The 23,499-nt window shown below is 69.5% G+C and carries 24 protein-coding genes and 1 tRNA gene; 12 read left to right on the top strand and 13 right to left on the bottom strand.

Translation table 11 applies throughout. The annotated features are described in order from the left end of the window. Positions 1 to 20: 20 nt before the first annotated feature. From H504_RS0100225 to H504_RS40705, 4 genes are all read left to right on the top strand, one after another. Entirely contained in the window at positions 21 to 899 is an 879-nt protein-coding gene (locus H504_RS0100225) for an ABC transporter ATP-binding protein (protein WP_026421113.1), read from the top strand. Further along, positions 896 to 1,549, top strand: coding sequence for a hypothetical protein (locus H504_RS0100220; RefSeq protein ID WP_026421112.1), 654 nt, complete (start codon positions 896 to 898; stop codon positions 1,547 to 1,549). The genes H504_RS0100225 and H504_RS0100220 overlap by 4 nt, the downstream gene beginning before the upstream one ends. Before the next feature lie 122 nt (positions 1,550 to 1,671). Beyond that, positions 1,672 to 2,124 carry an SSI family serine proteinase inhibitor gene (locus H504_RS0100215; RefSeq protein ID WP_051385339.1) on the top strand — a complete coding sequence of 151 codons (453 nt, stop codon included), beginning with the start codon at positions 1,672 to 1,674 and terminating at the stop codon, positions 2,122 to 2,124. Positions 2,125 to 2,300: 176 nt separating this feature from the next. Next, complete coding sequence (locus H504_RS40705; RefSeq protein WP_157440121.1) at positions 2,301 to 2,492, top strand: hypothetical protein; 192 nt, start codon at positions 2,301 to 2,303, stop codon at positions 2,490 to 2,492. A gap of 100 nt (positions 2,493 to 2,592) precedes the next feature. On the opposite strand, the gene H504_RS0100210 is transcribed toward H504_RS40705, so the two are convergent. From H504_RS0100210 to H504_RS0100200, 3 genes are read right to left on the bottom strand one after another with little or no spacing between them, the layout of a single operon-like run. After that, positions 2,593 to 3,294, bottom strand: a complete 702-nt coding sequence (locus tag H504_RS0100210) for a histidine phosphatase family protein (RefSeq protein WP_026421110.1) — start codon at positions 3,292 to 3,294, stop codon at positions 2,593 to 2,595. A 25-nt stretch (positions 3,295 to 3,319) separates the two neighbouring features. Then, complete coding sequence (locus H504_RS0100205; protein ID WP_026421109.1) at positions 3,320 to 4,147, bottom strand: undecaprenyl-diphosphate phosphatase; 828 nt, start codon at positions 4,145 to 4,147, stop codon at positions 3,320 to 3,322. Beyond that, positions 4,144 to 5,193 (bottom strand): LLM class F420-dependent oxidoreductase, encoded by a 1,050-nt coding sequence (locus tag H504_RS0100200; protein ID WP_026421108.1) that lies wholly within the window; start codon positions 5,191 to 5,193, stop codon positions 4,144 to 4,146. Before H504_RS0100200 ends, H504_RS0100205 begins: the two co-directional genes overlap by 4 nt. 85 nt (positions 5,194 to 5,278) lie before the next feature. On the opposite strand from H504_RS0100200, the gene H504_RS0100195 reads away from it, so the two are divergent. Continuing rightward, positions 5,279 to 6,247: an aldo/keto reductase gene (locus H504_RS0100195; RefSeq protein ID WP_026421107.1), complete on the top strand. Its 969-nt coding sequence runs from the start codon at positions 5,279 to 5,281 to the stop codon at positions 6,245 to 6,247. Here the strand turns inward: H504_RS0100195 and H504_RS0100190 are convergent. After that, complete coding sequence (locus tag H504_RS0100190) at positions 6,204 to 6,683, bottom strand: hypothetical protein (RefSeq protein ID WP_026421106.1); 480 nt, start codon at positions 6,681 to 6,683, stop codon at positions 6,204 to 6,206. The two genes, H504_RS0100195 and H504_RS0100190, sit on opposite strands and share 44 nt — an antisense overlap. Positions 6,684 to 6,934: 251 nt before the next feature. Between H504_RS0100190 and H504_RS0100185 the strand changes: the two genes are divergently transcribed. Both H504_RS0100185 and H504_RS0100180 read left to right on the top strand, forming a co-directional pair. Beyond that, positions 6,935 to 7,924: a YncE family protein gene (locus H504_RS0100185; RefSeq protein WP_157440120.1), complete on the top strand. Its 990-nt coding sequence runs from the start codon at positions 6,935 to 6,937 to the stop codon at positions 7,922 to 7,924. Next, positions 7,921 to 8,133 (top strand): DUF5703 family protein, encoded by a 213-nt coding sequence (locus tag H504_RS0100180; protein WP_026421104.1) that lies wholly within the window; start codon positions 7,921 to 7,923, stop codon positions 8,131 to 8,133. The genes H504_RS0100185 and H504_RS0100180 overlap by 4 nt, the downstream gene beginning before the upstream one ends. 7 nt (positions 8,134 to 8,140) lie before the next feature. Here H504_RS0100180 and H504_RS32550 read toward each other — a convergent pair whose 3' ends face one another. The 4 genes from H504_RS32550 to H504_RS0100160 all read right to left on the bottom strand — a co-directional run bounded on the left by H504_RS32550 (position 8,141) and on the right by H504_RS0100160 (position 14,258). Next, on the bottom strand, positions 8,141 to 8,629 hold the full coding sequence (locus H504_RS32550; protein WP_035302855.1) for a DUF2231 domain-containing protein: 489 nt from the start codon (positions 8,627 to 8,629) through the stop codon (positions 8,141 to 8,143). Between the two features lie 166 nt (positions 8,630 to 8,795). Then, a complete protein-coding gene (locus tag H504_RS0100170; protein WP_035302918.1) occupies positions 8,796 to 9,188 on the bottom strand; it encodes a MarR family winged helix-turn-helix transcriptional regulator in 393 nt (130 codons plus the stop codon). A 159-nt stretch (positions 9,189 to 9,347) separates the two neighbouring features. Then, entirely contained in the window at positions 9,348 to 12,788 is a 3,441-nt protein-coding gene (locus H504_RS0100165; protein WP_026421102.1) for an NACHT domain-containing protein, read from the bottom strand. A 147-nt stretch (positions 12,789 to 12,935) separates the two neighbouring features. Then, a complete protein-coding gene (locus H504_RS0100160) occupies positions 12,936 to 14,258 on the bottom strand; it encodes a M20/M25/M40 family metallo-hydrolase (protein WP_026421101.1) in 1,323 nt (440 codons plus the stop codon). A 101-nt stretch (positions 14,259 to 14,359) separates the two neighbouring features. On the opposite strand from H504_RS0100160, the gene H504_RS0100155 reads away from it, so the two are divergent. Continuing rightward, positions 14,360 to 14,443, top strand: a tRNA-Leu gene (locus H504_RS0100155). Here H504_RS0100155 and H504_RS39255 read toward each other — a convergent pair. The 5 genes from H504_RS39255 to H504_RS0100125 form a co-directional block, all read right to left on the bottom strand. Continuing rightward, positions 14,425 to 16,107: a recombinase family protein gene (locus tag H504_RS39255; protein ID WP_245614014.1), complete on the bottom strand. Its 1,683-nt coding sequence runs from the start codon at positions 16,105 to 16,107 to the stop codon at positions 14,425 to 14,427. The two genes, H504_RS0100155 and H504_RS39255, sit on opposite strands and share 19 nt — an antisense overlap. A gap of 276 nt (positions 16,108 to 16,383) precedes the next feature. Next, positions 16,384 to 17,220, bottom strand: coding sequence for a DUF3631 domain-containing protein (locus H504_RS0100140; protein ID WP_169735298.1), 837 nt, complete (start codon positions 17,218 to 17,220; stop codon positions 16,384 to 16,386). A 1,061-nt stretch (positions 17,221 to 18,281) separates the two neighbouring features. Then, positions 18,282 to 18,485, bottom strand: a complete 204-nt coding sequence (locus tag H504_RS0100135) for a hypothetical protein (protein WP_026421098.1) — start codon at positions 18,483 to 18,485, stop codon at positions 18,282 to 18,284. Positions 18,486 to 18,641: 156 nt separating this feature from the next. Continuing rightward, positions 18,642 to 19,349 carry a creatininase family protein gene (locus H504_RS0100130; protein WP_026421097.1) on the bottom strand — a complete coding sequence of 236 codons (708 nt, stop codon included), beginning with the start codon at positions 19,347 to 19,349 and terminating at the stop codon, positions 18,642 to 18,644. 15 nt (positions 19,350 to 19,364) lie between these two features. Then, on the bottom strand, positions 19,365 to 20,720 hold the full coding sequence (locus H504_RS0100125) for a helix-turn-helix domain-containing protein (RefSeq protein WP_026421096.1): 1,356 nt from the start codon (positions 20,718 to 20,720) through the stop codon (positions 19,365 to 19,367). A gap of 59 nt (positions 20,721 to 20,779) precedes the next feature. On the opposite strand from H504_RS0100125, the gene H504_RS0100120 reads away from it, so the two are divergent. From H504_RS0100120 to H504_RS0100105, 4 genes are read left to right on the top strand one after another with little or no spacing between them, the layout of a single operon-like run. After that, the gene (locus H504_RS0100120) at positions 20,780 to 21,223 is read left to right on the top strand and encodes a helix-turn-helix domain-containing protein (RefSeq protein WP_169735297.1); all 444 of its coding nucleotides are present in this window, start codon (positions 20,780 to 20,782) and stop codon (positions 21,221 to 21,223) included. Next, the gene (locus tag H504_RS32540) at positions 21,216 to 21,812 is read left to right on the top strand and encodes a hypothetical protein (protein WP_051385338.1); all 597 of its coding nucleotides are present in this window, start codon (positions 21,216 to 21,218) and stop codon (positions 21,810 to 21,812) included. Before H504_RS0100120 ends, H504_RS32540 begins: the two co-directional genes overlap by 8 nt. Positions 21,813 to 21,815: 3 nt before the next feature. Beyond that, positions 21,816 to 23,078, top strand: a complete 1,263-nt coding sequence (locus H504_RS0100110) for a Scr1 family TA system antitoxin-like transcriptional regulator (protein WP_084467251.1) — start codon at positions 21,816 to 21,818, stop codon at positions 23,076 to 23,078. Beyond that, complete coding sequence (locus tag H504_RS0100105; RefSeq protein WP_026421093.1) at positions 23,075 to 23,482, top strand: hypothetical protein; 408 nt, start codon at positions 23,075 to 23,077, stop codon at positions 23,480 to 23,482. Before H504_RS0100110 ends, H504_RS0100105 begins: the two co-directional genes overlap by 4 nt. Positions 23,483 to 23,499: the final 17 nt, after the last annotated feature.

The following is a 23,499-nucleotide window of genomic DNA, read 5'->3' as shown; positions in this document are numbered from 1 at the left end:
CACAGACCTGAGGTGAGCCCATGCTGCGCGTGGAGGCGGTCAGCAAGCGGTACGGCGGCGGCAACTGGGTGCTGCACGAGGTCGACCTCACCGTGGAGCCCGGTGTGGTCGCCGCCGTGGTCGGTGGCAACGGGTCGGGCAAGACCACGCTGCTGCGGCTCATGGTCGGGGTGACCCGGCCGACGCGGGGCAGCGTCACCGGCCGCCCGGAGGTCGTCGGCTACGTGCCCGAGCGGTTCCCGCCCAACGAACGGCTCTCCGCGCTGGCCTACCTGCGCCACCTCGGCCGCATCCGCGGCATGAGCGCCGAGGACGCCGACCGGCGCGCGGAGGAGCTGCTGGAGCGGCTCTCGCTGCAGGGCGGGTTCGACTCCCCGCTGCGGACCCTGTCGAAGGGCAACTCGCAGAAGGTGGCCTTGGCGCAGGCGTTGATCCGGCCACCGGGGCTGCTGGTGCTCGACGAGCCGTGGTCGGGGCTCGACGTCGACGCGCACGGGGTGCTGGCCGCCATCATCGCCGAGGTCGCCGCCGACGGTGGGGCGGTGGTGTTCACCGACCACCGCGAGTCGGTCACCCGCGCCAACGCCTCCCTGGTGCACCGCATCGCCGACGGGCGGGTCGCCCCGGCGGCGGACCTGGAACGCGAGGTCATGGAGGTCGCGCTGACCGCCACTGGGGCGAGGGAGACCGAGGACCCCGAGTGGTCCGGCCTCGACGGCGTGCTCACCGCCGCCACCCACCAGGGCAGGCTGTTCGTCCGGGTCGACCGCGAGCACTCCGACGCCCTGCTCACCGTGGCGCTGCGGCACGGCTGGTCGGTCGACAGCGTCACCCCCGAGAAGGCCCATCCCGCGAAGGCGGGCCCCGACGAGGCCACCACTGAGAGAGCCGCCCGATGAACGCGCTCATCCGCTACAGCTTCGCCACCACCGTGCACAACCAGCGCTTCCTCGCCCCGGTCGTGCTGTTCTTCGCCTGCGCGGGTGTCGCGTCCGGCAACAACTCCGGCCCGCTGCCCGGGGTGTACGCGCTCAACGCGGGCGCGCTGCTGCTGTGCGCCGCCTGGCTGACCATCGCGGTGATCAGCGTCGAGGACCCCGCGCACCGGGCGATCACCGTCGTCGCCGCGAACAGCCACGCCAGGGTGCTGGCCGCCTCGGTCGCGGTGACCTGGTTGATCTCGCTCGCGTTGACCGTGCTCGGACTGGCGCTGCCGCTCGCGCTGCAGCCGCGCCCCGTCGGCGCCGGTGACCTGCCGGTCGGGCTGCTGGCGCACCTGCTGTGCGCGTCGATGGGGATCGCGATCGGGCTGCTGTGCTCCCGGCTGGTGTTCACCCGCCCCGGCTACGCGCTGCTCACCGCCATGGTGCTGGTCGCCGCGTCGCTGCTGACCACCGGGTCGCCGCCGAACACCGTGTTCAAGCGGATGGCGACGGCCACCGACTCGCTGACCGTGCTGCCCACCGTCGCCGTGCTGCTGCCGGTCGGGCTGGCCGTGCTGGCGGTGGCCGCGGTCGCCACGCACCTGGTCTCCGTGCGGCGGGACTGACTCCCGGACCGGCGAATTACGCCCTCGATCGGGTGTTCGGCCGGGTTGTGACCTCCTCACCCGACGCCGAGCGGGTACGTAGGAAAGGTACGTTCGCTGAACTACCTGAGGAGTTGTCCTCGATGCGTACCGTGTTCACCGGCGCCGCACTGCTCGGCGTCGTCCTGGGGGGAAGCGTTCTCGGGGGAGGTGCCCTGGCGGCCACGGGGGTGAGCGGAGCCGACTCCGCCCGACCCGACGGCGTCGGACTGGCCACCGCCCCCGGCGCGTCGTTGACCCTGACCATCCACTGGGACCGGGCAGCCGGCGGCCAGGACAAGACCGCCCACCTCTACTGCGACCCATCCGACGGCAGCGACCACGCCGACCCGGCCGCCGCCTGCGCCGCGCTCACCGCCGTCCGCGGCAACCTCGACGCGCTACCCCGCGACGAGAGCAAGATCTGCACCTACAACTACGACCCGGTCACCGTCACGGTGAAGGGCACCTGGCGCGGCACCGGCATCGACTTCAAACGCCGCTACGCCAACCAGTGCGAGGCCATCGCCGAGAGCAACCAGGTCTTCGGCTTCTAGCCCCGCGTCACCGAGCAGTCGACGATCGCGGGGCCGGTCACCACCTGACCGGCCCCGCTTCCTGCCATGAACACGCGTCACTGCCTGCCGGGCCAGTTCGATCGGCAGCAGCATGGCCGCGGTGGGCAGCACGGCAGTCGAGCCGGCGGCCGCCACCATCCGCCGCTGAACACCGGATGCGGCGGCGACCTGGTGGGCAGCAGTCTGATCGCGATGGGCCGGCAGGCTGCCCGGGTTCCAGCCCGCCAGCACCGGCAAGCGCCGACGGACGCCTCGGCGACCACGACATCACCCACCTCGTCGCGTCCCGCCGCTACGCCAACCAGTGCGAGGCCATCGCCGAGAGCAACCAGGTCTTCGGCTTCTAGCCCCGCGCGATTCGCTCTCGCTGTGCGTGCCCGGTCACCGCGACCGGGCACGCACAGTGCTTCTGGCGGCGATCAGCTCCGGGGTGTCAGCGGCGGGGTGTCAGCGGCCGGTGGAGCCGCCCACGGTGGCGTCGCCGGAGTCGCCCGGGGTCTCGTCCGGTGTGGGCTCGGGGGGCACCACCCCGGCGAACTCGCGGCCCGCGTCGTTCATCCGCAGCACGAACGGGCGGGTCTCGGTGTAGCGGACCACGCTGACCGAGGCCGGGTCCACCACGATCCGCTGGAACGTGTCCAGGTGCTGGCCCAGCGCGTCGGACAGGATCGACTTGATCACGTCGCCGTGGCTGCACAGCAGCCACACCGCGCGCTCGCCCTGTTCGGCGGTGATCCGGGCGTCGTGCGCGCGCACCGCCCGCACCGCGCGGGCCTGCACGTCGGCCAAGCCCTCCCCGTCCGGGAACACCGCGGCGGACGGGTGCTGCTGCACGACCTTCCACAGCGGCTCGGCGAGCAGGTCCTTGATCGCCTTGCCGGTCCAGGAACCGTAGTCGACCTCGGCGAAGGCGTCGTCGACGACGGGGGTCAGGCCGCGGGCGTCGGCGAGCCCGGCGACGGTCTGCGCGCAACGGGGCAGCGGGGAGCGCACGATCGCGCTCAGCGACACCGCGGCGAGCCGGTCGACCAGTTCGGCCGCCTGACGTTCGCCGGTGGGGTCGAGGAAGACGCCCTCGCTGCGGCCCGCCAGCACACCGGAGCCGTTGGCGGTCGAGCGGGCATGTCGGAGTAGGACGACGGTGGCCACGGCCGAACAGCCTAAGCGGTGCCGATCAGGTCGCCGGGACTACCCCGGTCGCGAGCAGTCCGCACAGCAGCGCGCCCACCGCGATCCGGTACCAGACGAACAGCATCAGGTTGTGCTTGGAGACATACCGCAACAGCCACGCGACGCAGGCGTAGCCCACGACGAACGACACGACGGTGGCGGCCACGGTCTGCGGGACGCCTGCCTGCACACCGGGGCCGCTGCGGTCCATGACGTCCGGGATGGAGAAGATCCCGGCGCCGAACACCGCGGGGATGGCCAGCAGGAACGAGTACCGGGTGGCGGCCTCGCGGGTCAGCCCGATGCCCAGGCCCGCGGTCAGCGTGCCGCCGGAGCGGGACACGCCGGGGATCAGCGCCATCGCCTGGGCGAAGCCCATGACGAGGCTGTCGCGCAGGGTGAGGGTGTCGCGGCGCTGCTTGGCGGTCTCGTCGGCGATGGCCAGGAACACCGCGAACACCATCAGCACGGTGGCGGTGATCCACAGGTTGCGCAGGTCGGTGCGGATGACGTCCTTGAGCGCCACGCCCAGCAGCGAGATCGGGATCGACCCGATGATCACGTACCAGGCCAGCTTGTAGTCCGGCTCGCGGCGCGCCGCGGCGGAGAACACGCCGAGCACCCACACCTTGAGCAGCCGCCAGATGTCCTTGGCGAAGTAGATGATCACCGCGGTCTCGGTGCCGAGCTGGATGACCGCGGTGAACGAGGCGCCCGCGTCGTCACCGAACCAGAGCTCGGAGACGATCCGGATGTGCGCCGAGGAGGAGACCGGCAGGAACTCGGTCAGCCCCTGGACGATGCCGAGGACGATTGCTTGAAACCAGGTCAACTACCGACTCCCGCGAGATCCAGAGCGTCCACGGCGACCCGCAGGGCCGCCTTGCTGCGCTCCAGATCTTGCAGGACCGGGGAAACGGTGAGTGTGGTGACCCCCGCTTCGGCCAGCGCCCGCATCTTCTCCGCGATCCGCTCCTTCGGGCCGAGCAGCGAGGTCGAGTCGAGGAAGCCGAGCGGGACCGCGGCGGCGGCACCGGCGTAGTCGCGGGCGAGGTAGCGGTCCTGGCACTCGGCGGCCTCGGCCTCGTAGCCCATCCGGCAGGCGAGGTTGTTGTAGAAGTTCTGCTCGCGGCTGCCCATGCCGCCGACGTAGAGGGCGGCGTAGGGGCGGACGGTGTCGGCGGCGGCGCGCCAGTCGTCGTCGACGACCAGCGGGCTGGTGGGCACCACGTCGAACCCGGCCATGGTCTTGCCCGCCTTGGCGCGGCCCTTGGCGATCAGGTCGAGCGACTCGCGGCCGTGCTCGGCGGAGAAGAAGATGGCCAGCCAGCCGTCGGCGATCTCGCCGGTCAGCTCCAGGTTCTTCGGGCCGATGGCGGCCAGGTAGATCGGCAGGTGGTCGCGCACGGGGTGCACGGTGAGCTTGATGGCCTTGCCGGGGCCGCCGGGCAGCGGCTGGACGAAGTGCTCGCCCTGGTAGTCGACCCGTTCCCGGCGCAGCGCGGCGCGCACGATGTCGACGTACTCGCGGGTGCGGGCCAGCGGCTTGTCGAACTTGACCCCGTACCAGCCCTCGGAGACCTGCGGGCCGGACACGCCGAGGCCGAGGCGGAACCGGCCGCCGGAGAGGGTGTCGAGGGTGGCGGCGGTCATCGCGGCCATGGTCGGGCGGCGCGCGGGGATCTGCAGGATCGCGCTGCCGATGTCGATGCGCTCGGTCTGCGCGGCGACCCAGGCCAGCACGGTGGGCGCGTCGGAGCCGTAGGCCTCGGCGACCCAGGCCACCGAGTAGCCCAGCCGGTCGGCTTCCCTGGCCAGCTCCAGGTTCGCCGCGTCGTTCCCGGCACCCCAGTAGCCCATGTTCAGTCCGAGTCGCATGGGCCGAGGTTACTCACCAGTAGACCGGGTTGGCCAGTGGGTCGGCCGGGCTGGATCCCCCCGGCACGGCCTAGGCTCGCTGCTCGTGGAACAACGACACCTCGGGCGCAGCGGACTGCGGGTCTCCCGGATGGGCCTGGGCACGCTGACCTGGGGCGCGGACACCGACGCCGACGCGGCCGCCGCGCAACTGGCGCTGTTCACCGAGTCGGGTGGCACCCTGCTCGACACCGCCGACATCTACGCCGACGGCGAGGCCGAGCGGATGCTGGGCGCCCTGCTCGGCGACCTGGTGCCGCGCGAGCACGTGGTGCTGGCCACCAAGGCCGTCGCCCGCCGCCACGACGGCCCGTTCGGCGGCGGCGCCTCGCGGGGCGCGCTGCTCTCGGCGCTGGAGGGGTCGCTGCGGCGGTTGCGGGTGGACCACGTCGACCTGTGGCAGCTGCACGCGTGGGACGAGTCGGTGCCGCTGGAGGAGACCCTGGCCGCGGTCGACACGGCGGTGGCCGCGGGCAAGGTCCGGTACGCGGGCGTGTCGAACTACTCGGGCTGGCAGACCGCGACGGCGGCGGCCAGGCAGGCCCGCGCGGGCGCGCTGGTCAGCACTCAGGTGGAGTACTCGCTGCTGGAGCGCGGCATCGAGCGCGAGGTGGTCCCGGCGTGCCTGCACCACGGACTCGGGGTGCTGCCGTGGGCGCCGCTGGGGCGTGGCGTGTTGACGGGCAAGTACCGCGCGAACACCCCGGCGGACTCGCGGGGCGCGTCGGCGGTGTTCGCGCCCTATGTGGAGCGGCACCGCACGGACCGGGCGGCGCGGATCGTGCAGGCGGTGGCCACGGCGGCCGACGGGCTGGGGACCTCGCCGCTGGCGGTTGCGCTGGCGTGGGTGCGGGACCGGCCGGGGGTGGTGGCGCCGGTGGTGGGCGCGCGCGACGCGGCCCAGTTGCGCGGGTCGCTGGCGGCGGAGGAGTTGACGCTGCCCGCCGCGATCAGATCGGCGTTGGACGACGTCAGCGCCGTGGAGTTCGGCTACCCGGAGCGGCGCCTGCACTAGGCCCGCCGTCGAGGTCGTCGATCGTGTCGTCGGCGGTCTCGTCCGAGCCGGGGGTGAAGTAGTCGCGCACCTCGGGCCGGTACAACAGGTGCCCGGCGGCCAGCACCAGCAGCGCGGAGAGGGCCAGCGCGGCGACGCCGAGGGGGCCGTCGACCACGCCGAGCATGAGCAGCAGCGCGATCCCGGCGACCAGCAGCGAGGCGACCCTGGCCCAGTCGCGGCCGCCGCGGATGGCCAGCGCGAAGCCCAGGGCCAGGCACAACGGCAGCAGCGCCGCGGACACGTCGTGGTCGGTGCGGGCGCTGATGACGGCCAGGTGTGCGGCGGTGAGCCCGACATTGAGCAGGAGCAGCACGCTGGCGGCGCGGACCGGGGCGGGCGGGTCGGTGGGGTCGAGGTCACCGAAGATGGGCAGGTGCATGGGGTCTATCGCCATCGCCGCCTCCCTGCGCTCGTGCCTGCAGGGTCGGCCCGGACACAGCCCGTGTTACGGGTTGGTGACGACATCACTCTTCAGGCGTAACAAATGTCCCTTGGTCAGTGAAATCCGGCCGTCATGGCGTAGTGACCCCGGGCCGTCCGACCCGAAGTGTGCCGACACACGCGGACGGACGTGGCCGCGACGGGCCGGGTGCGGGATGCTGGACAGATCCGTCCCCGCCGTGCCCGGAGGTCTGCTTGCCCCGCGTGGTTGTCCTGGCTGTGTCGGCCGCCTTGGCCTGTGCGCTCGTCGCGGGCTGTTCGTCGGATGACCAGCCCAGTGACGAGCTGATGGTCACCGACAACCCGGTCGCCGCGACCCCGGCCCGCTCCCCCGCCGTCGCCACTCCCCCGGCCGGGACGGTGCTGCCGCTCACCGACGCCGTCACCGCCCTGGCCACCGACCCGTCGTCGCGCACCCTGGCCGTCGCCACCGGCGCGCAGGTCCGCCTCTACGACCTCGACGCCCTGTCCACCGCGCCGCGCGTGGTGACGCTGCCCGGCCCGACCGGTTCCCTGACCTCCGGTGGGGACGGTGTGCTGCTGGCGGCGGTGCCCGGCAAGGTCGTGCGGATCTCGGTGCCCGGCGGCGGTGTCAGCGAGTCCGCTGTGGACGGGTCCGTGGTGGACGCGGCGGCCTACCAGGGAGGCACGCTGGTCGCGGTGCGCGACCGCAAACAGGTCACGGTGCTCGACGGCGACAAGACCCGCACCATCTCCGGTGGACTGCTCAGCGCCGACCAGGTTTACAGCGTCGGCTCCGGCGCGGCCGTCCTCGACCGGCTGCGCAACGCGGTGTTCCAGCTCGACGTGGCCAACGGGACCATCGGCCAGGGCCTGCGCGCCGGGCAGGGCGCCACCAACGGCGTCGTCGACAAGTGGGGCCGGGTCCTGGTCACCGACACCCGCGGCGGCGCCCTGCTGGCGTTCTCGCTCAACCCGCTGCTCATGCGCCAGCGCTACCCCGTACCCGGCTCCCCGTACGCGATCGCCTACGACCCGAACCGCGACCTCGTGTGGGTGACGCTGACCGCCACCAACGAGATCGTCGCGTTCACCGCGGGCGGCGACGAACCCGTCGAACGGCACCGCTACCCCACGGTCGCTCAGCCCGACGCGGTCGCGGTCGATCCAGCGAGCGGACGCGTGGTCGTCGCGTCCGGCAACGGAGGAGGTGTCCAGGTGGTGCAACCATGAGCGACGCGGTCACCGACGGCGACTGGGAGTACCTCCCGCTGCGGCTGCCCCCCGACGTGTCCCGGGTGACCGCGGCCACCCAACTCGCCATCCACGCCGAGTTCAGCGGCTGGGAACTGTCCACCGTCCGCCTCTACGCCGACGGCACCCGCAAGGTCTGGCTCCGCCGCAAGGTCCGCAAAGCGGGCCTGCCCGGCGTGATCGTCTAGCCCCGGCTCAGTCGCCGTCGCCGCCGGTCCGCTCCGGCTGCTGGTCGATCCCGTTCCACACGGCCTTGGCGCCCGCGTCCCCCACCCGGTACACGTGCACCCCCGCCGCCACCCCGGTCGCGATGCTCAGCACGGCCAACGCGATCACCGCGGGCTTGGTCCACGCCCGCGCCGGGATCGTCTCCACCACCATCAACGCCGCCACCGCGATCAACAGGCCCAGCGCGAACCAGATCAGCAGGTCCCCGAGCTCGCTGTGCGCCTTGATCAGGTCGCTCTCCGGCAACCGCCGCTCCAACGACTCCCCACTGTCGGTCGCGATCGGCGTCAAGATCGTCCCCACCGCCGCGAACCCCACCACGATCCACCCGATCCGCCGCCGCGCCGCAGGCCACACCGCGATCACGATGGCGCCCAACACCGCCAACGGGATCAACACCACGACCGCGTGCACCACCAACGCGTGCACGGGCAGCCCATTGATGAACTCCGGCATGCCTACCTCCCACTCGCGGATCTTGCCCAGCCTTACGCATCACCGTGGGGACCGGTTCACCATGCTTCCACGGCGCAGTCGGCCGTCCAATTCAGCCGCGCGGTCAACTCGTGAACGGGGTACCAGATCGCTCCGCGCATTTCCCATTCGCCCGATTCCGGCGCGGCTAACGCACCGACGCGACGATGGCCGCCATGTCCGGGTCGGCCCCCGCCTGCTCCAACGCCGTCCGCAGTGCCCGTTCGTAGGCGGGTTTGGCCGCGCGTTGCCGGTCGCGGCCCTCGTCGGTGATCACCGAGTAGATCCCGCGTCGGTCGTCGGCGCACATCGACCGGGCCGCCAGGCCCGCCTGCTCCAACCGGGACGCCAGGCGGGACACCGAGCTCTGGTTCAGTCCGATCGCCTCGGACAGCGACTGCATCCGCAGCTCCCCGTCCGGCGCCACCGCCAACCGGGTCAGCGCGCGGTACTCCGACAACCCCAGCCCGTGCGGCGCGAGGGCGCGGATCAGCTCCTGCTCGACCCGGCTGTGCAGGGCGACCAGCCGGTCCCACGACATGCTCACGGTTCATCTCCCAGGATGCGGTTGAACCCAGGATAACTGCATGAGCAACCTCTGCACGTGCACACAGTCGGCGCTGCCACACCCACCCCGAAGTACGGATGATCTTGCTGTCCGCGCAAACCCGACGAAATCCACCACTCGGGTGAGTGTCACCTACCCGGTGGCGGCCACCCAGGCGCGCAGGGCGTGCAGGCGGGCTTGGGCCGGGGCGGACAGGGCACCCCGGGCGAGGGCGTCGGCGATCGCCAGGTCCACTGTGGAGCGGTGGCCGGTGCGGATCAGCCAGTTGGTGGCGGTGAAACCGGGTCCGGTGGCCTCACCGTGGTGCAGGGCGATGTCGATCCAGAGCCGGACCGCCTGCGGGAGGGCGCCGAACTCCGCGACCTTGATCGATACCTCCAGGCGGAGCGGGGCGGGCAGGTCGCGGTCGAGGACTTCCCGCACGACGTGATCGGCGGCGTGCACACCTTGAGCGGTGAGCCAGGCGGCGGTGATCTTGGGGAGTTCGGCGTTCTCGGTGTTCATGGCGTGGAACAGGGCTCGGCGGAACATGTCGGCCGCTTCGGGGCGACCCGCTTTGTCGAGTTGCACGGCCAGTCGGTTCAGGTCGCGACACTCACCGCCGTCGATGCGGGCCACGCAGGCAGCGAGGAGTTCGTCGCGCAGGTCGGGCGGGGCAGTGGTGCCGAGGTCGTCAACAACCTCCAGCAGGACGCGCGTTGGTGGGCGGCAGGCGATGACCTGACGGAGGAGCCGGGCCGCCGTGGCGGAATCCCCCACCCTGTGCAGCACCGGTGCCGCCTGTGCGATGTGTTGGGGTGACCGGTGTTGAACATCCGCGAGGACGTACTCGCGGTCATCCGCTGTGCCACCACGCACGAGTGTGTCGACGACCCACCAGTACTCGTACCGGTCGAGAGAACCTCGTTCGACAAGTTCACGCAAGTACGCGCGCACCTGGTCACGGTGGCCTCGCACGGACAGCGCATACGCGAACTGGGCGCGGTCGTACACCTTCAGGTACTGCTCGGTGAACACCGACGTCGCCAACTCGTCCGGCTCATATCCGCCTGCCAATGCGATCGTGACGGCCTTGTCAGTCTGAGCGCGAGTCAGGTCACCGGGGCAGGTGAGGCTGCGGGCGGCGAGGTGCGCGGCGACAGGAGGGTTGTGCTCGCGGATCAGGTCGGCGCAGGCCAGCAGGTGCTGTATCGAACGGGCGGCGGCGTTCTTGACGATGGTGGACACGGCGGTAGCACCCTCGACCGCGAGTAGCACGGTCGCCGCCTCGGTGAACTCCGAAATCCGGTTCTCGGCGGATAGTGAGCGATGCGCGGCCCACGCGGCATCGTCGGGAAGGTTCAGTTCTTCGAGTCGCGCGGCGATGCCTGCCCAGGTGTACCGGTCGTCTTCCGAGACTCGGCGTCCCCAGGAGTCCCGGAATCGCATCGGCACGGACACGGTCGAGTCGCAAAGGGGAACAAGGTGCGGGTCGGTGTCGGTGCGTGGGTCCGCCCGGATGGCGGCGACGAACTCGCGGGCCAGTTCGGTGGCCTCGGTCGTCAACTTGGCGTCCGCCAGGACCGCGATATGGGCGAAGGTCACCACATAGTCGTGACGCCGGGTCCGGGCAAGTCGGCTGACCAGTCGCTCAATCCGGCGACCGCTGTCGGCGGTGAGGCTGTTGATGCCGTCCGCGATCCACACTAGGACGTCCGGCTCGACATCGGTAGCGAACTCGGTCAACCAGTCCGCCGCAGCGACGCGGTCGTCAAGCAAGCCAATCGTAGTGGCCGCCTCGACGCGCGTGTTCGGAAGCAGGTCTGCGTTGTCGCGCACGCGCGCCACTCGCCGCAGCACGATTTCCCGGTGCACACCGACGGTCGAGAGCACATCGCGCACCCGCCGCATAGCGGTATCAGGATCAGCCAAGACCGCGCCCGCGACCACGAGCGCGTCCACCAAGCGGTCGATGATCTCGGTGGCGACGTGGGCGTCCACCGGAAGGTCGCCGGTCAGCAGTTTGCCCGCGAGGAGCACGTGGTCGGTGCCGCGTTCCAGGAGTCTGCGCAGCACCAAACCCAGTTCATTGCCCCGGAGTCCCCACAGCAAGAAAGTGAACAGGGCGTGGTTCTGCCTGACAGGGAGCAGGCCGCGCGCGATCCAGTCGTCCATGTCGGTGAACTCGGGGCCGATGGCGCGGGCGTGGCTGCGGGCGGCGAGGAACTCGGCGAACGACTGGTGGGAGAAACGCAGGGTCTCCTCGGTGCGGACGAACACGCCGCTGCTGGTCAACAACGCGCGCATGTCCTCCTCCCAGCCTGACGGCGGCTCCCCGGTCTGGGCGGCCAAAACCCAGTCGCGCGCCGCGTCGAACAGGGGTGTGTCGGTGTCGAGGCGGACGACGGCGAGGGCTTCGATGAGGTCGACGCGGTGGTCGTCCACCCAGGTGGCCAGCGCCAGCCGGTCCGGGCTGTGTTCGAGTGTCCGGCGCAACTCGTCGCGGGTGCGGCGGCCGCTGGTGTCGTCGGTGAGCAGGTAGTCCATGAAGCGTTGGTAGAGGCTGGCCGTGCTGCGGGGCAGTTCGCGGTGCGGTTCGAGGGTGTGCGCGATGGCGGTGATGGTCGCCAGCAGCGGGTTGCGGACGAGTTCGCGCAGCCTGCCGTCGCCGACCTGCCGGACGAACTCGGCGGCGCGGTCCCGTGCGGTCAGCGCGTTCTGGGCGCGGAACCAGGCGGTGGCGAACTCGTCCAACTCCGGCGCCCCGAACGGTTGGATCGTGTACGCGTGCGCGCCGACCTGGTCGAACGGGGCCATCTCGGTGTTGGGCAACGGGCGGGTGGTCACCACCATGCGGTAATGCTCGGACCGACGCATACGTATGGTGATCGCCCGGATGACCTGCTCCCGGGTAGCCCCGTCGGCGATCTCGTCGAGCCCGTCGATGAACACCAGCCACCGCGCCCCGAACGCGCGACGGGAGAACAACGCCGGGTCCGGCGCGCTGGTCAGCAACCGCCCAACGGTGTCGCGAACCCCATCGGCGAGCAGTTCACTCCACGTCCGGTCAGCGGCCAACGCGCGGGCGGGCACCCGCAGCGGCAACACGGGTTCGGTCAACGGCGGTTGGGCGCCCTCGACACCGAGCCAGCAGTCGCAGATCTGCTGCACATACATGTGCCCGAGCGTCGACTTGCCCGCCCCGGGCTCTCCCATGACGATCAGGTGCCCGCCCCGGTCCAGCGCCTCCCCCGCCGACAACGGCCGCTCCGCGCCCTCCCCCGACCCGCGCCCGTCCTCCCCGACCCCGGCGTCGTCACGGGCCCGGATGCGTTGCTGCACATACACTTTGGCGAGCTCGGGCCGTCGCACCCCGAGCAACCGGTACGGCAGCGTGTCCACGGCCTCGCGCTGCGCCTCCAGCAGATCAGCCAACGCAGGCGTGATCTCCGGCAACGCCCCCCACCCCGCCAACGGCGGGTATTCGGCCGGATCCACCGGCCCCGCGTTGACCACAATCCGGCCAATCCGCCGCGCTTGCACAACCGGACCGCCGAACTGCCCACCACTGATCTCGTTGTGCGTGTCCGCCATACCAGACCCCCACCGTGTGCCAGCGGACTTCACCGGATCAGAAGTCGCTGTCGGTTGACGACCATTTCCTTGGGTGAATCAACCCCCTTGTTCGCCGGCAAATCAATGTCGAAGCGCCGGCAGGGGCCTGAGCCCCCACCGGTCGCGTCAGCAGGTGCGCAGGAACCGGTCGAGTACCCGGGTGCCGAACTTGAGCGCGTCCACCGGCACCCGCTCGTCGACCCCGTGGAACAGCGCGGTGAAGTCGAGATCAGCCGGGAGCCGCAGGGGGGCGAAGCCGAAGCAGCGGATGCCCAGCGCCTGGAACGACTTGGCGTCGGTGCCGCCGGAGAGCATGTACGGGACGGTGCGGGCGCCCGGGTCCTCCGCCATGATCGACGCGGACATGGCGTCGACGAGGGCGCCGTCGAAGGTGGTCTCGACCGAGGGAAGGCTCGTCACCCATTCGCGTTCGATGTCCGGGCCGAGGATGTCGTCGAGCTCGCGCTCGAAAGCCTCCCGCCTGCCGGGGAGGACGCGGCAGTCGACCACGGCCTCCGCGACCGACGGGATCACGTTCGCCTTGTAGCCCGCGTTGAGCATGGTCGGGTTGGCCGTGTCCCGCAGGGTCGCGCCGACCAGCCGCGCGACCGCCCCGAGCTTGGCCACCGAACCGTCGAGGTCGTCTTCGTCGAACGCCATGCCGGTCATCTCGGTGACGGCGGCGAAGAACTCACGCACCGAGTTCGTCAACACCAACGGGAACTTGTGCGTCCCCAACCGGGCGACAGCCTGGGTCAGCTTGGTGACCGCGTTGTCCTCGTGCACCATCGACCCGTGCCCCGCGCGCCCCCGGGCCCGCAACCGCATCCACGCGATGCCCTTCTCGGCCGTCTCCACCATGTACGCGCGCACGCCGTCCTTGACGGTGATCGAGAACCCGCCGACCTCGCTGATCGCCTCGGTCGCCCCCTCGAACAACTCCGGCCGGTTCTCCACCAGCCACTGCGCCCCGTACTCGCCCCCCGCCTCCTCGTCCGCGACGAAGGCGAAGATCAGATCCCGCGGCGGCACCACCCCGTCCCGCTTGAACCGGCGGGCGGTGGCCAGGGTCATCCCCAACATGTCCTTCATGTCGACCGCCCCACGCCCCCACACGTACCCGTCCTGCACGGCGCCGGAGAACGGGTGCACCGACCACTCCGACGGATCGGCGGGCACCACGTCCAGGTGCCCGTGGATCAGCAACGCCCCCCTACCGGGGTCCGCCCCCGCCAGCCTGGCGACGACGTTCCCCCGCCCCTTCCCCCCCGACTCCACATAGGTCGTCTCATACCCCACCTCGGCGAGCTTCCCCGCCACATACTCCGCCGCGGCCCGCTCCCCCACCACCGTGGCCGGATCCCCGGTATTCGTCGTGTCAATCCGGATCAACTCACTGGTCAACAACACCGACTCGTCCTCGGCCAGGGTGCTCTGCTGCTCACTCACCCCGCCTTCCTACCACCCCCACCCCCACCCCAGCGCCCCGGTTTGGGAGTGGTCCACAGCATCGGATAAGGTATGCCCACACCACGCGGGACACCCCGCGAGTCCGGGTGGCGGAATGGCAGACGCGCTAGCTTGAGGTGCTAGTGCCCTTAACGGGCGTGGGGGTTCAAGTCCCCCCTCGGACACGCACGCTATTCACCCGTGGAGCGGCCGTCATCTCGACGGCCGCTTCGTCGTTGAAGTACCTGATCTCCAGCCCCATCGCGTCGTACAGGCTGGCCAGGTTGCCGGGGTCGGCGTTGTCCACCATGGCTTGGACGTCGCCGAGTGAGTCGATCATGGCGTAGATCTCCGCCGCGCTGACCGTGCCCGGCTCGGGCGCCTCCCTTAGTTCTGCCTGTGCGGCTGCCTTCTCGGCTTGGGCCTGGTTCATCGCGTCAACCAAGGCGGTCGGGTCGATCCCGGCGCCGATGGCCTCCTGGTAGCGCCGCAACCGCCCTTCGGCGTCCTTGAGCCGCTTCCGGGCGGCCTCGTGGTCTGCCGCGCCGCTTGGTGTCACCTGGGCATCGAGAAGGGCCTGCACGGTGGCATCAACCCGGGCCGGGTGCAGGACTTCCACCAGCCATTCGTTGACGATCTTCTGCAACGGCTCCTCACGCAGGTACACCGTGGGCGGGTGGCTGGCCAGTGCCGGTGAACCGGGCGCGAGAGTGCGGGCGGGGCAGCGGTAGTACATGCCGTGCTTACGCGGACTGCCTTCCATCTTCCGCGTACACACCGCGCAGCGGAGATGCCCACGGAACAGGTAGGTGCGTTTCGTCGGCCGCTCGGCGCGTTCGTTCCTGGCTGTGGTGCGCAATCCACCGGCGGACTTGCCGCGCCTGCGCAACTGCACCTCAGTGAACACCTCAACCGGCACGATCACCGGGTGCGCCTGCTCCCGCGACCGCACCACCTTGTCCGCGTCCGCGCGCTTGAACCGCACCACGTGACCCGCGCCCACGTCGTCCGGGTCGAGCAGCATTTCCCGCCGCATCCACCGACCGAAGAACGCATAGCCGGTGTAGCGCGGATTCTCCAGAATCGACCGAACTGTGGTGGCCTGCCAGCCATCCGCGATCCGGTGCCGGTTCTGCTCCGGCCGCGCCGCTGACGGGCACGCGATGGCCTCCCGGTTGAGGGCGTTGGCGATGGCTCGGTCGCCTTTGCCGTTGAGGTAGTCAGCGAAGATCCGCTCCACCACTTCGGCCGCCTGTTCGTCGAGTGCAAGCACCCGCAGGCGGAACCCTTCGGCTGCTTTGCGCGGGTTCGGGTGTGGACCCGCGTCGACCACTCGATATCCGTAGGGCGCCCGACCGCCCTGGTAGCGGCCCTCGTTGACCACCTGCGCGTCCATCGCCGCGCGAACCCGGGCCTGGACGTGCTGGCGCTCGGACTCGCTCATGCCACCGAGGACGCTCATGAGCATCTTGTGGGAGGGGTTGCGCGCGTCGTACTTGCCACCCAACTCCGGCACCCACAGGTCCACGCCATAGGCGGCAAACCGGGGTGCGATCAGCGAGAACTGATTGCCGAACCAACACCGCGTGCCCTCACCGACCACCACACCGGTCCAGGCACGGCGCGGGTCCTTCAACGCCGCGAGCAACCTCGACGCCGCCTCCCGCCGCTCCCACGGCACCGAACGAGACTGACCGATGTCGAAGAAGTCCGCCACGATCTGTCCGCCCAGCGGCCCCACGAACTTCTCGGCGTTGCCGCGCTGCCAGCCGTGAGACGTCTCGGGGTCCTGGTTGTCCTCGGTGGAGCACCGGCCGTAGAACGCCAGATTCCCAACTGCGTCGCTCATCGGGTCTGCGGTGGCCTCCACACCGAACAACTCATCGAACCGCGTCCATGGGCTACTGGTCATCGCGATGCCTCCCCTCCGGATCTCCCATGGTGGTGTAGTCGACGAGAATCGCAAGCAGGATCAGGTAGGCCCTCCTGTTGAGCACAGGAGGTTCACTCGGACGACGCACCGTCAAGCCGTGGCGGTACACGGTCAGCATTCGGGGCTCTACCCGCCTACCGCCCTGCTCAGAGCCAATTCCGGTGGCTCTACCGGCCTCTACCCGAGTAGACCTCATCGGCCACCCCGGTAGGCGTCCCACGCCTCGCGGACGAACAGGCGCCGGTACCCGTTGCGGTTGCGGCTACCGATCTTCACCTGACCCGGCCGCACCTCCAACGGCGCCAGCACGGCGGCCAAGTCCTCCGCCGTCCAAGCCCGGTAGCGCTCGTGCAGGGTGGCCAACCTGGACAGCAGTGTCTCGGTCCACACGCGATCATCGGCGCCGAACGCCGTCAACACGTCGTCGACAGCGCTGCGGTCCACCGAGTCCGTCTCGACTTGCTTTGCCAGGGTGGCAACATCTATGCGGGGCAGCCCCCGCGCGGCACGGTGCGAACCGTTGAGCCGCGCACGAGCGGCAGGCACCAGACGGATCTTGTTCAGGATGGGGTCGCGAGCCCCGGCGGCGTGGACGTAGCAGACCCCCGCGTCCTCGGGTGTCTCACCGGTCGCGGGGTTGAGCCGGTCCGGGCGCCAACCGTCGGCGATCATGTTCGCGCCGAGGACCAGGCGGACGTCCGCATGTCGGCAGGCGTGCAGGATCTTCAAGGCGGCGATCTCCGCGACGGCAGCACCGAGCGCATCCGAGGTGGCCTCGCTCGCGGCCAACACCAGCGTCACCCGAGCCTTGCGGCCGATCCGGATCAGGTCGACCGCGAGCGCCTTCGCCTGGTCGGACAAGCGCGGGTACTCGTCGCAGAACACCACCACGGCGGGGCGCTCCGGGGACACGTCCCACGCGTCGCCCATGCCCAACTGGGTCAGCAGCCGGGGGCGGACCTGCGCCATCGCCACCGCCTCCCAGAGCGTCCTCGATACCCGCCCGATCCCGTTCGACTCGGCTGACACCGCCGCCGAGTACCTCAAGTCCGTTGCCGGCTGGGTCCAAGTCCCACACCACCGCGTCCGCGCAGGCAGACACCACGTCGGCCAGCGTCCGCAGGGTTTGCGACTTGCCCGCACCGGGGCCGCCGATGACCACCGCATGCACGCCGTACAGGGACAACCGCAGGTCATCGCCGCTCATCCGCGCGCCGACCACGTGGGAATCCTTGATCGACAACGACGCCGGGGCGTGGTCTGGTGCAGTTGTCACCCCGGCAAACGGGTCTCGCTCGGCGAGTCGCAGCACGACACGAGCACGTCGGCCGCGATCCGGTGCGGCGAGCACCCCGCCGGACGGGAGATCAAGGGTGGTCTCCAGCTCGGCGACCTTGGCCACCAGCCCGGCCGGTGTCCCGCGCTTGAGCACCACGGCGGCCTCCCACCCCCACGGTGTCCGCCGCGTGCTCTCCACCCCGCGCAACTCGATCCCCTCGGCGCCCACCGCACGTGCCACGCAGTCGGCCGCCTGCCCCCGGGTATGGGCGTCCGCGATCGGGAACGGGTCCCTCGGGCCTGGGGCCTGCTCAGCCTCGGGACGCACCGTGGGTGGCCTTCGCGTCCTGCCAACCAGGGCAAACACGCCTGTGACCAGCGTCAACGCCGACCAGGAGATCGCCGATCCGTACCGATGTGCCAGAACCGCCGTGGCTCCGACCAAAGCGACGATCAGACCTACGACCAGCCACAACCGCCGATACGCGGTCCGTCGCCAGGCGTCACGAGCGCGCTTGAGCCGATGCGCCCGCGCACCCTCCACCTCCAGTTCCCGCACCAGCGGCCCGTACTCGCGATGAGCCAGCACATACCGACCAAGGCACGACGCCAACCACGAGGCGCCGACGACGGCGAGCCACAACACCCTGGCCAGCCACGGCATTCCGCGCAGAACGATCCACCGTGCACCTCGCCATAGGCCGTGCCACACCAGGCCCGGAGCGACGTACAGCAACCAACCGCGCGCTTCCAGCCAGCCGGAACGGACAGGCCGTCCAATGATGGCCGGGTACGCCAGCGACGACCAGCCTTCACAGGCCACCGTCCGCGTAGTAGGTCGACGCTTGTTCGACCTCGTCGATGAACTCGCGCGCGACCTTGGCCGCTTGGGCCGCTTCCCGCGCGATCTGCCGGTACAGCCAGGCACCACGGCTGGTGCCTGCGAAGCACTCGAGTTCCTCACCCAGGTAACCCAGGTGGAAAAGCCAGCTCTGAAGGTGTTCCCAGCGTTCCACGGTTCGATCTCCGTCTACTCGGTTCGAACCGGCGTTGTCGCCAGCTCGTGAATCCGAGTAAACGGTCGGAACAACCTCGATTAGGCCAGTCGCGCGCATTATGTGTATGCGCGCGAGTTCTCGCTCAATGCGCATGAAACTTATGCGCGACTCGCATCAGATCGAGAGCGCGTCCAGTGTCTCACGGAACGACTTCGCCAGAGAATCGAGCGCCTTGCGCCCCTTCTCGGCCGATGCCTTCGATGGGAATCCGACAATGCCCGACTTCGTGTAGCCCGCCATGCCGATCAGGTGCAGGTGCGGCCTGTCTACGGCGTCATAGTCGGCATCGGCGTAGCCAACACGGACAAGATCCGAGTGCGCGTGGAGCAGGATGGAGGTCTCCCACTCACCGCCGTGCATGTCTTCGTGGGAGTCAGTCTCCATGCCCGCCGCCTCCCGAGCAGCGTCAACGTCGTGCTTCCCGGGGAACAGTGCCACCGCCGGACCGGCTGTGTTGGCCTCTTGGGCGATGTTCGACAGCACGTAGTTGCCGCCGTGGCCGTTGACGAGCACCAGGCGGGTGATCCCGGACGCGGCCAACGACGCACGGACATCGGCGATGACCGCGATCAACGTTGCCGCGCTGATGCTGACCGTTCCGGCAAATCCCGCGTGCTCGTGAGAACACGACATCGTGATCGGCGGCAAGCGGAACAAATCGTATTCGGCGGCAAGCCGACCGGCGATAGTCTCAGCGACAACCGTATCCGTGATGAGTGGCAAATGATCGCCGTGTTGCTCAAAACTCCCGACGGCGAGAATCGCCACCCGCGCGCCGCGCTGGGCCTCATCGGTCGACGTCGCCGCAGTAATCACGCGCACCTTCAATCGCAGACTCTATGACCCCAGCGACTTTACCAGCCGTCGAACTCGCATCGCTTCCTCATCGGCACCCGACGACTCCAGCGCGGCCGGAATGCGCCCCAACTGCACCGCGATCCGATGTGACCTGGTCTCCAGCCCGATCGTGGTCGCACTGCGTGCCACCTGCACCGCGTGATCTGCCTGAGCCTCGACAGCGTGCGCCATGGCCAACCTGGCCAGGCACAAGCCCAGATCCCGCCGGAACTCGGCTTGCCACCCTGACAACCCTTGCCTGAGTGAGTCGATCGCCTCGTGCGGACGCCCCAACTCAACCCAGCACTGGGCCGCCTCCATCTCCAAGTACTCCGGCGTGCAGTAGTGCCCCAGGTCCATCTCGGAGTCCGACGACCGCTCGGCCAGCTTGAACGCCACATCCAGGACCCGCGCACACCCCGCCACATCACCCTTCTGCGCGTACACGTGGGCCTGCTGGCGCAGCGCCAACGCACGCAGTCGGGCGGTGAGCTTGGTGGACTGGGTCAGCGCGGCGTTGGCCAACTTCAACGCCAGGTCGTGCCGCTTGGCATCGGCCGCGATGTTGCTCCGGCGCATCAGGATGTAGGAGGCCAACTCGTCGTCCTCGGCCTCCTGCGCGAAGTCCAACGCTTCCCCGGACACCTGCATCGCGGCGTTCAGCGTGCCGGTGTCCTGGTAGATCCAGCCCGCGAACTCCGCGTACCGAGCCGCGACCCGGAGCAACTGCGCCCGATCCCTACCCCGCGCCTTCTGCAACAGTTCCTCGATGAATCGCAATTGTTGCGGTACAACCTGAACCAGCGACCGGGGCCCTGCAAGGTTGTCCGTGCTCGCGTAGTGGTCGAGCGTCTTCAGCAATGTGTCGGCGATGGCAGACCCAGTGTTGATGCTCGCGGCCGGGACCAGCGGCCCGTCTGGCAAAGCCAGGACTTCGTCCGAGCGCGGCAACGGGATCGAGCCAGGCTCATCCGGCAATGAAAACCACAGAAGATTTGCGGGCATCTTCAGTGCACGCGCGTAGTGGATCAATTTTGCCAGGGTGTCAACTTTGTTCCGACCCGACTCGATCCGGCTGAGTTGAGATTGCGTCACGGTGCCCAGCCACCGGCTGACCGTTTCCTGCGGCAGCGCCTTGTGCCCGTGCGCTGGGTGGTAACGGTAGGCGCGCACCACCGCGCCCATCTCCCTGGTCGCGAACGCGTCCTTCATCTGGTCGGTCGTCCAGAAGTCCAACCCCAGGTCCGGCGCGTGGTCGGTCCCAACGCCGCTGACCTGCCGGCACGGCGCGCACATGCTGACCCGCGTGTCCCGCGCCAGCCTGCCGCCGCACCTCATGCAGTACCGGCCCGACATCGGCTCTCCCACCCGCTGCGGTGATCTCAACTCCACATTAGACCCGAGAAGCACACACTATGCGTTGCGCGCATAAAGATCATGCCTTCGGGGTGCCGAAACACATCGGCGCTGTTCATAACGTCGCATCAGTTCCCGTTGGACAACCCGAACAGGCGCCGATGCGACACCACAACAACGCCCTCCGCGATTATCGCCTGGCGTTTGCCCTCACACTTTCGGAGTACCGCAGCGCCACTGATACCACCGTGCGTGAACTCTCCGAGACCTGCGAGATTCCCGAACAGACCATGCGCAGCTACGAGAAGGGCACCCATCATCCCGACCTGCCGCGCATTGTCACCCTGGCCCCGGCCTTGAACGCGCGTCCGGCCGCCCTGCTCTTGGCCGTCGCCGACCGCATCCACCGCGCCAACGGCCTCGAACCGACGTCCAGCATCCTCCGCGCCGTCCTCCTGCACGGCGGCCTGTCGCTTGACCAGGTGGCGGCCTTCGATGCCTGACACCCGTATCCACGTCCCCTACATCACCTCGTGGAGCACCGAGACCCCCGTCATCCCGACGGTGATCCGTCACCCGAACGGCGTCGGCATCGCCTACGCCGACGAAACGATGGGCGATCGCGACCGCTCGGGCATCCTCTGGGTCCGCGTCCCCTCCACCCCCGGCACCGGCCGCCCCCTCTTCGGCAAGGTCCACTCCCTCCGCCAACGCCGCGCGATGCGGCGACTGCTGTGCCAGGTCTGCGGTGAACCCGCCGACCAAGCCCCCGACGGCGTCCTCTGGCTCCTGCTCGACCACCGCGCCGACTGGCCGGGCTGGCCCAACCGCATGGGCGTCACCGAACCCCCGATCTGCCGCCCGTGCGCCGAACTGTCGGTCCACGCGTGTCCGGCCTTGCGGGACGGATATGCCCTCGTGCGGGCGCAGGTGTACGACATCGCCGGGGTCCAAGGCATGCGCTACCGACCCGGCAACACCGGCGTCGCCGCTGTCGATCTCGCCATGGTCGCCCATTCCGACGCGGCCGCACCCTGGGTCTTGGCATCCAACCTGGTCCGCGAACTCCGCGACTGTGTGATCGTGGACTGACCGATGTCGCCGCGCGGACGACTCCTCGGCCTCTCCCATGAGGCTGAAGCGTTGATCGTCCGCCACGGCCCCGTCTACGGCCTGTTCGCCCACCGGTGGTGCCTCAAAGGCGAGCTGCCGGACGGCACGCACGCGACCACGATTTTCGACCTTGCCCATGACCAGCGGGCAGTGTGGATTCACCCCGCTGCGGTCTCCACCTTCAGCGTCGTTCTCAATCCAGGAGCAGTGAAGGCACTCGCCTCGACCTGCGCCATCCCGGGATCTGACGTCGTGTTCCGTCACGCCACCGCAGTTGTCGCCGTGGCCCAACCAGCACAAGGACACATCACCATGGCCGCCACCAGCACCTGCCGCCGGCTGGACCTGACCTTCGGGGGCACGCCGCCGCCGCGCTCTCGATCATCGCCGCCGAACTCACCGAGGCGCCGCGTCATGCTCACTGACCGCCGGGCCAACCCGGCCCGCTCGTTGCCGTCGTGGTTGCTGGGCCAGGAAATCGGTCGCCTGATGCGAGCCGCCGGGTACAGCAACGGCGACCTCGCCGCCACATTGGGCTGGACCCCCACCAAGCTGTCCCGCCTGATCGGAGGTCAACGAGGCGTCGCGCCTGCCGACCTGGTCCACCTGCTCGTCACCTGCGGCCTTACCGATCCCGCCGACCGCGACCGGCTCCTGGCCCTAGCCGCCAACCATGGCGCGTCTTACCACTGGTTCAACCAGCGCGACACCAACCACTACGCGGACCTGTTCACCGATCTCGAACTCCACACCACCGTGATCACCTGCTACGCCCCCACGACCCTGCCCGCCATCCTCCGCGGCACACCAGGAACCTCACTACGCCGGTACACCCCTACCGACCGATCGCCGCTACTTGATCACCCCTCCCTGGCCCGGTTGACCCTGCTCACCACCAGAAGCGCCCTCACCGCACCCGACGTCGACCAAGACCGCGTCAACGACCTACTTGGCCTGGCGAGCAGACCCCACATCGCCATCCGTCTCTGTTCCCCCAGCGTGACCCCACCCTGCTGCGACACCCCCTTCACCCTGATCAACACGACCGCCTGCGGCGCGCTTGTCCGCCTGCGCATCAACGGAGGCGCGCTCTACCTTTCCGACCGCGACTCCCTCCGCGCCTACGAGTCCACCGCCGCCCTCTTGCGCGTCGACGCGCTCACCGCCGACCAGTCCCACCACGCCATCACCCAGTTGTCGACAACCGCGAAGCTGTCAACCATCACCGGAGAGCAGACCTCATGAGTCACACCACCGTCACCCACGACCTGGTCACCTTGGCCGCTGCCCTCGGCCACCACCTGGTCACCTACGCCCTGCCCAACCCATTTCAAGTCGACCTGTCCGTCCGCAACAACAAGAAGTTCGACCACGAAATCACCGTCACCATCAACACCGCATCTCTCGCCGAAACTGCCACCCAGCTCCTACACTGGAACAACACCCTCCACAAATCCCTACCCACCCTCACCGGCGACACCGAATACAAATCCCCTCAAATCACCATCTCAGGCAACATCGCAGACAAGATCACCCTCTACGTCACCGCCACCCTGGCTGCCGACATCGTTGAGGAATACCGCGACCGAACCATCACCGACACAGCGGTCATCACCTGGCTGCGCGACGCCGCACGCGGAAGCAAATGACCACCCAAAACTGGAGT

The sequence above is a fragment of the Actinokineospora inagensis DSM 44258 genome, from assembly GCF_000482865.1.
In the GTDB taxonomy this organism is placed as follows: Bacteria; Actinomycetota; Actinomycetes; order Mycobacteriales; family Pseudonocardiaceae; genus Actinokineospora; species Actinokineospora inagensis.
This window is presented reverse-complemented; position numbering and strand designations above follow the sequence as displayed.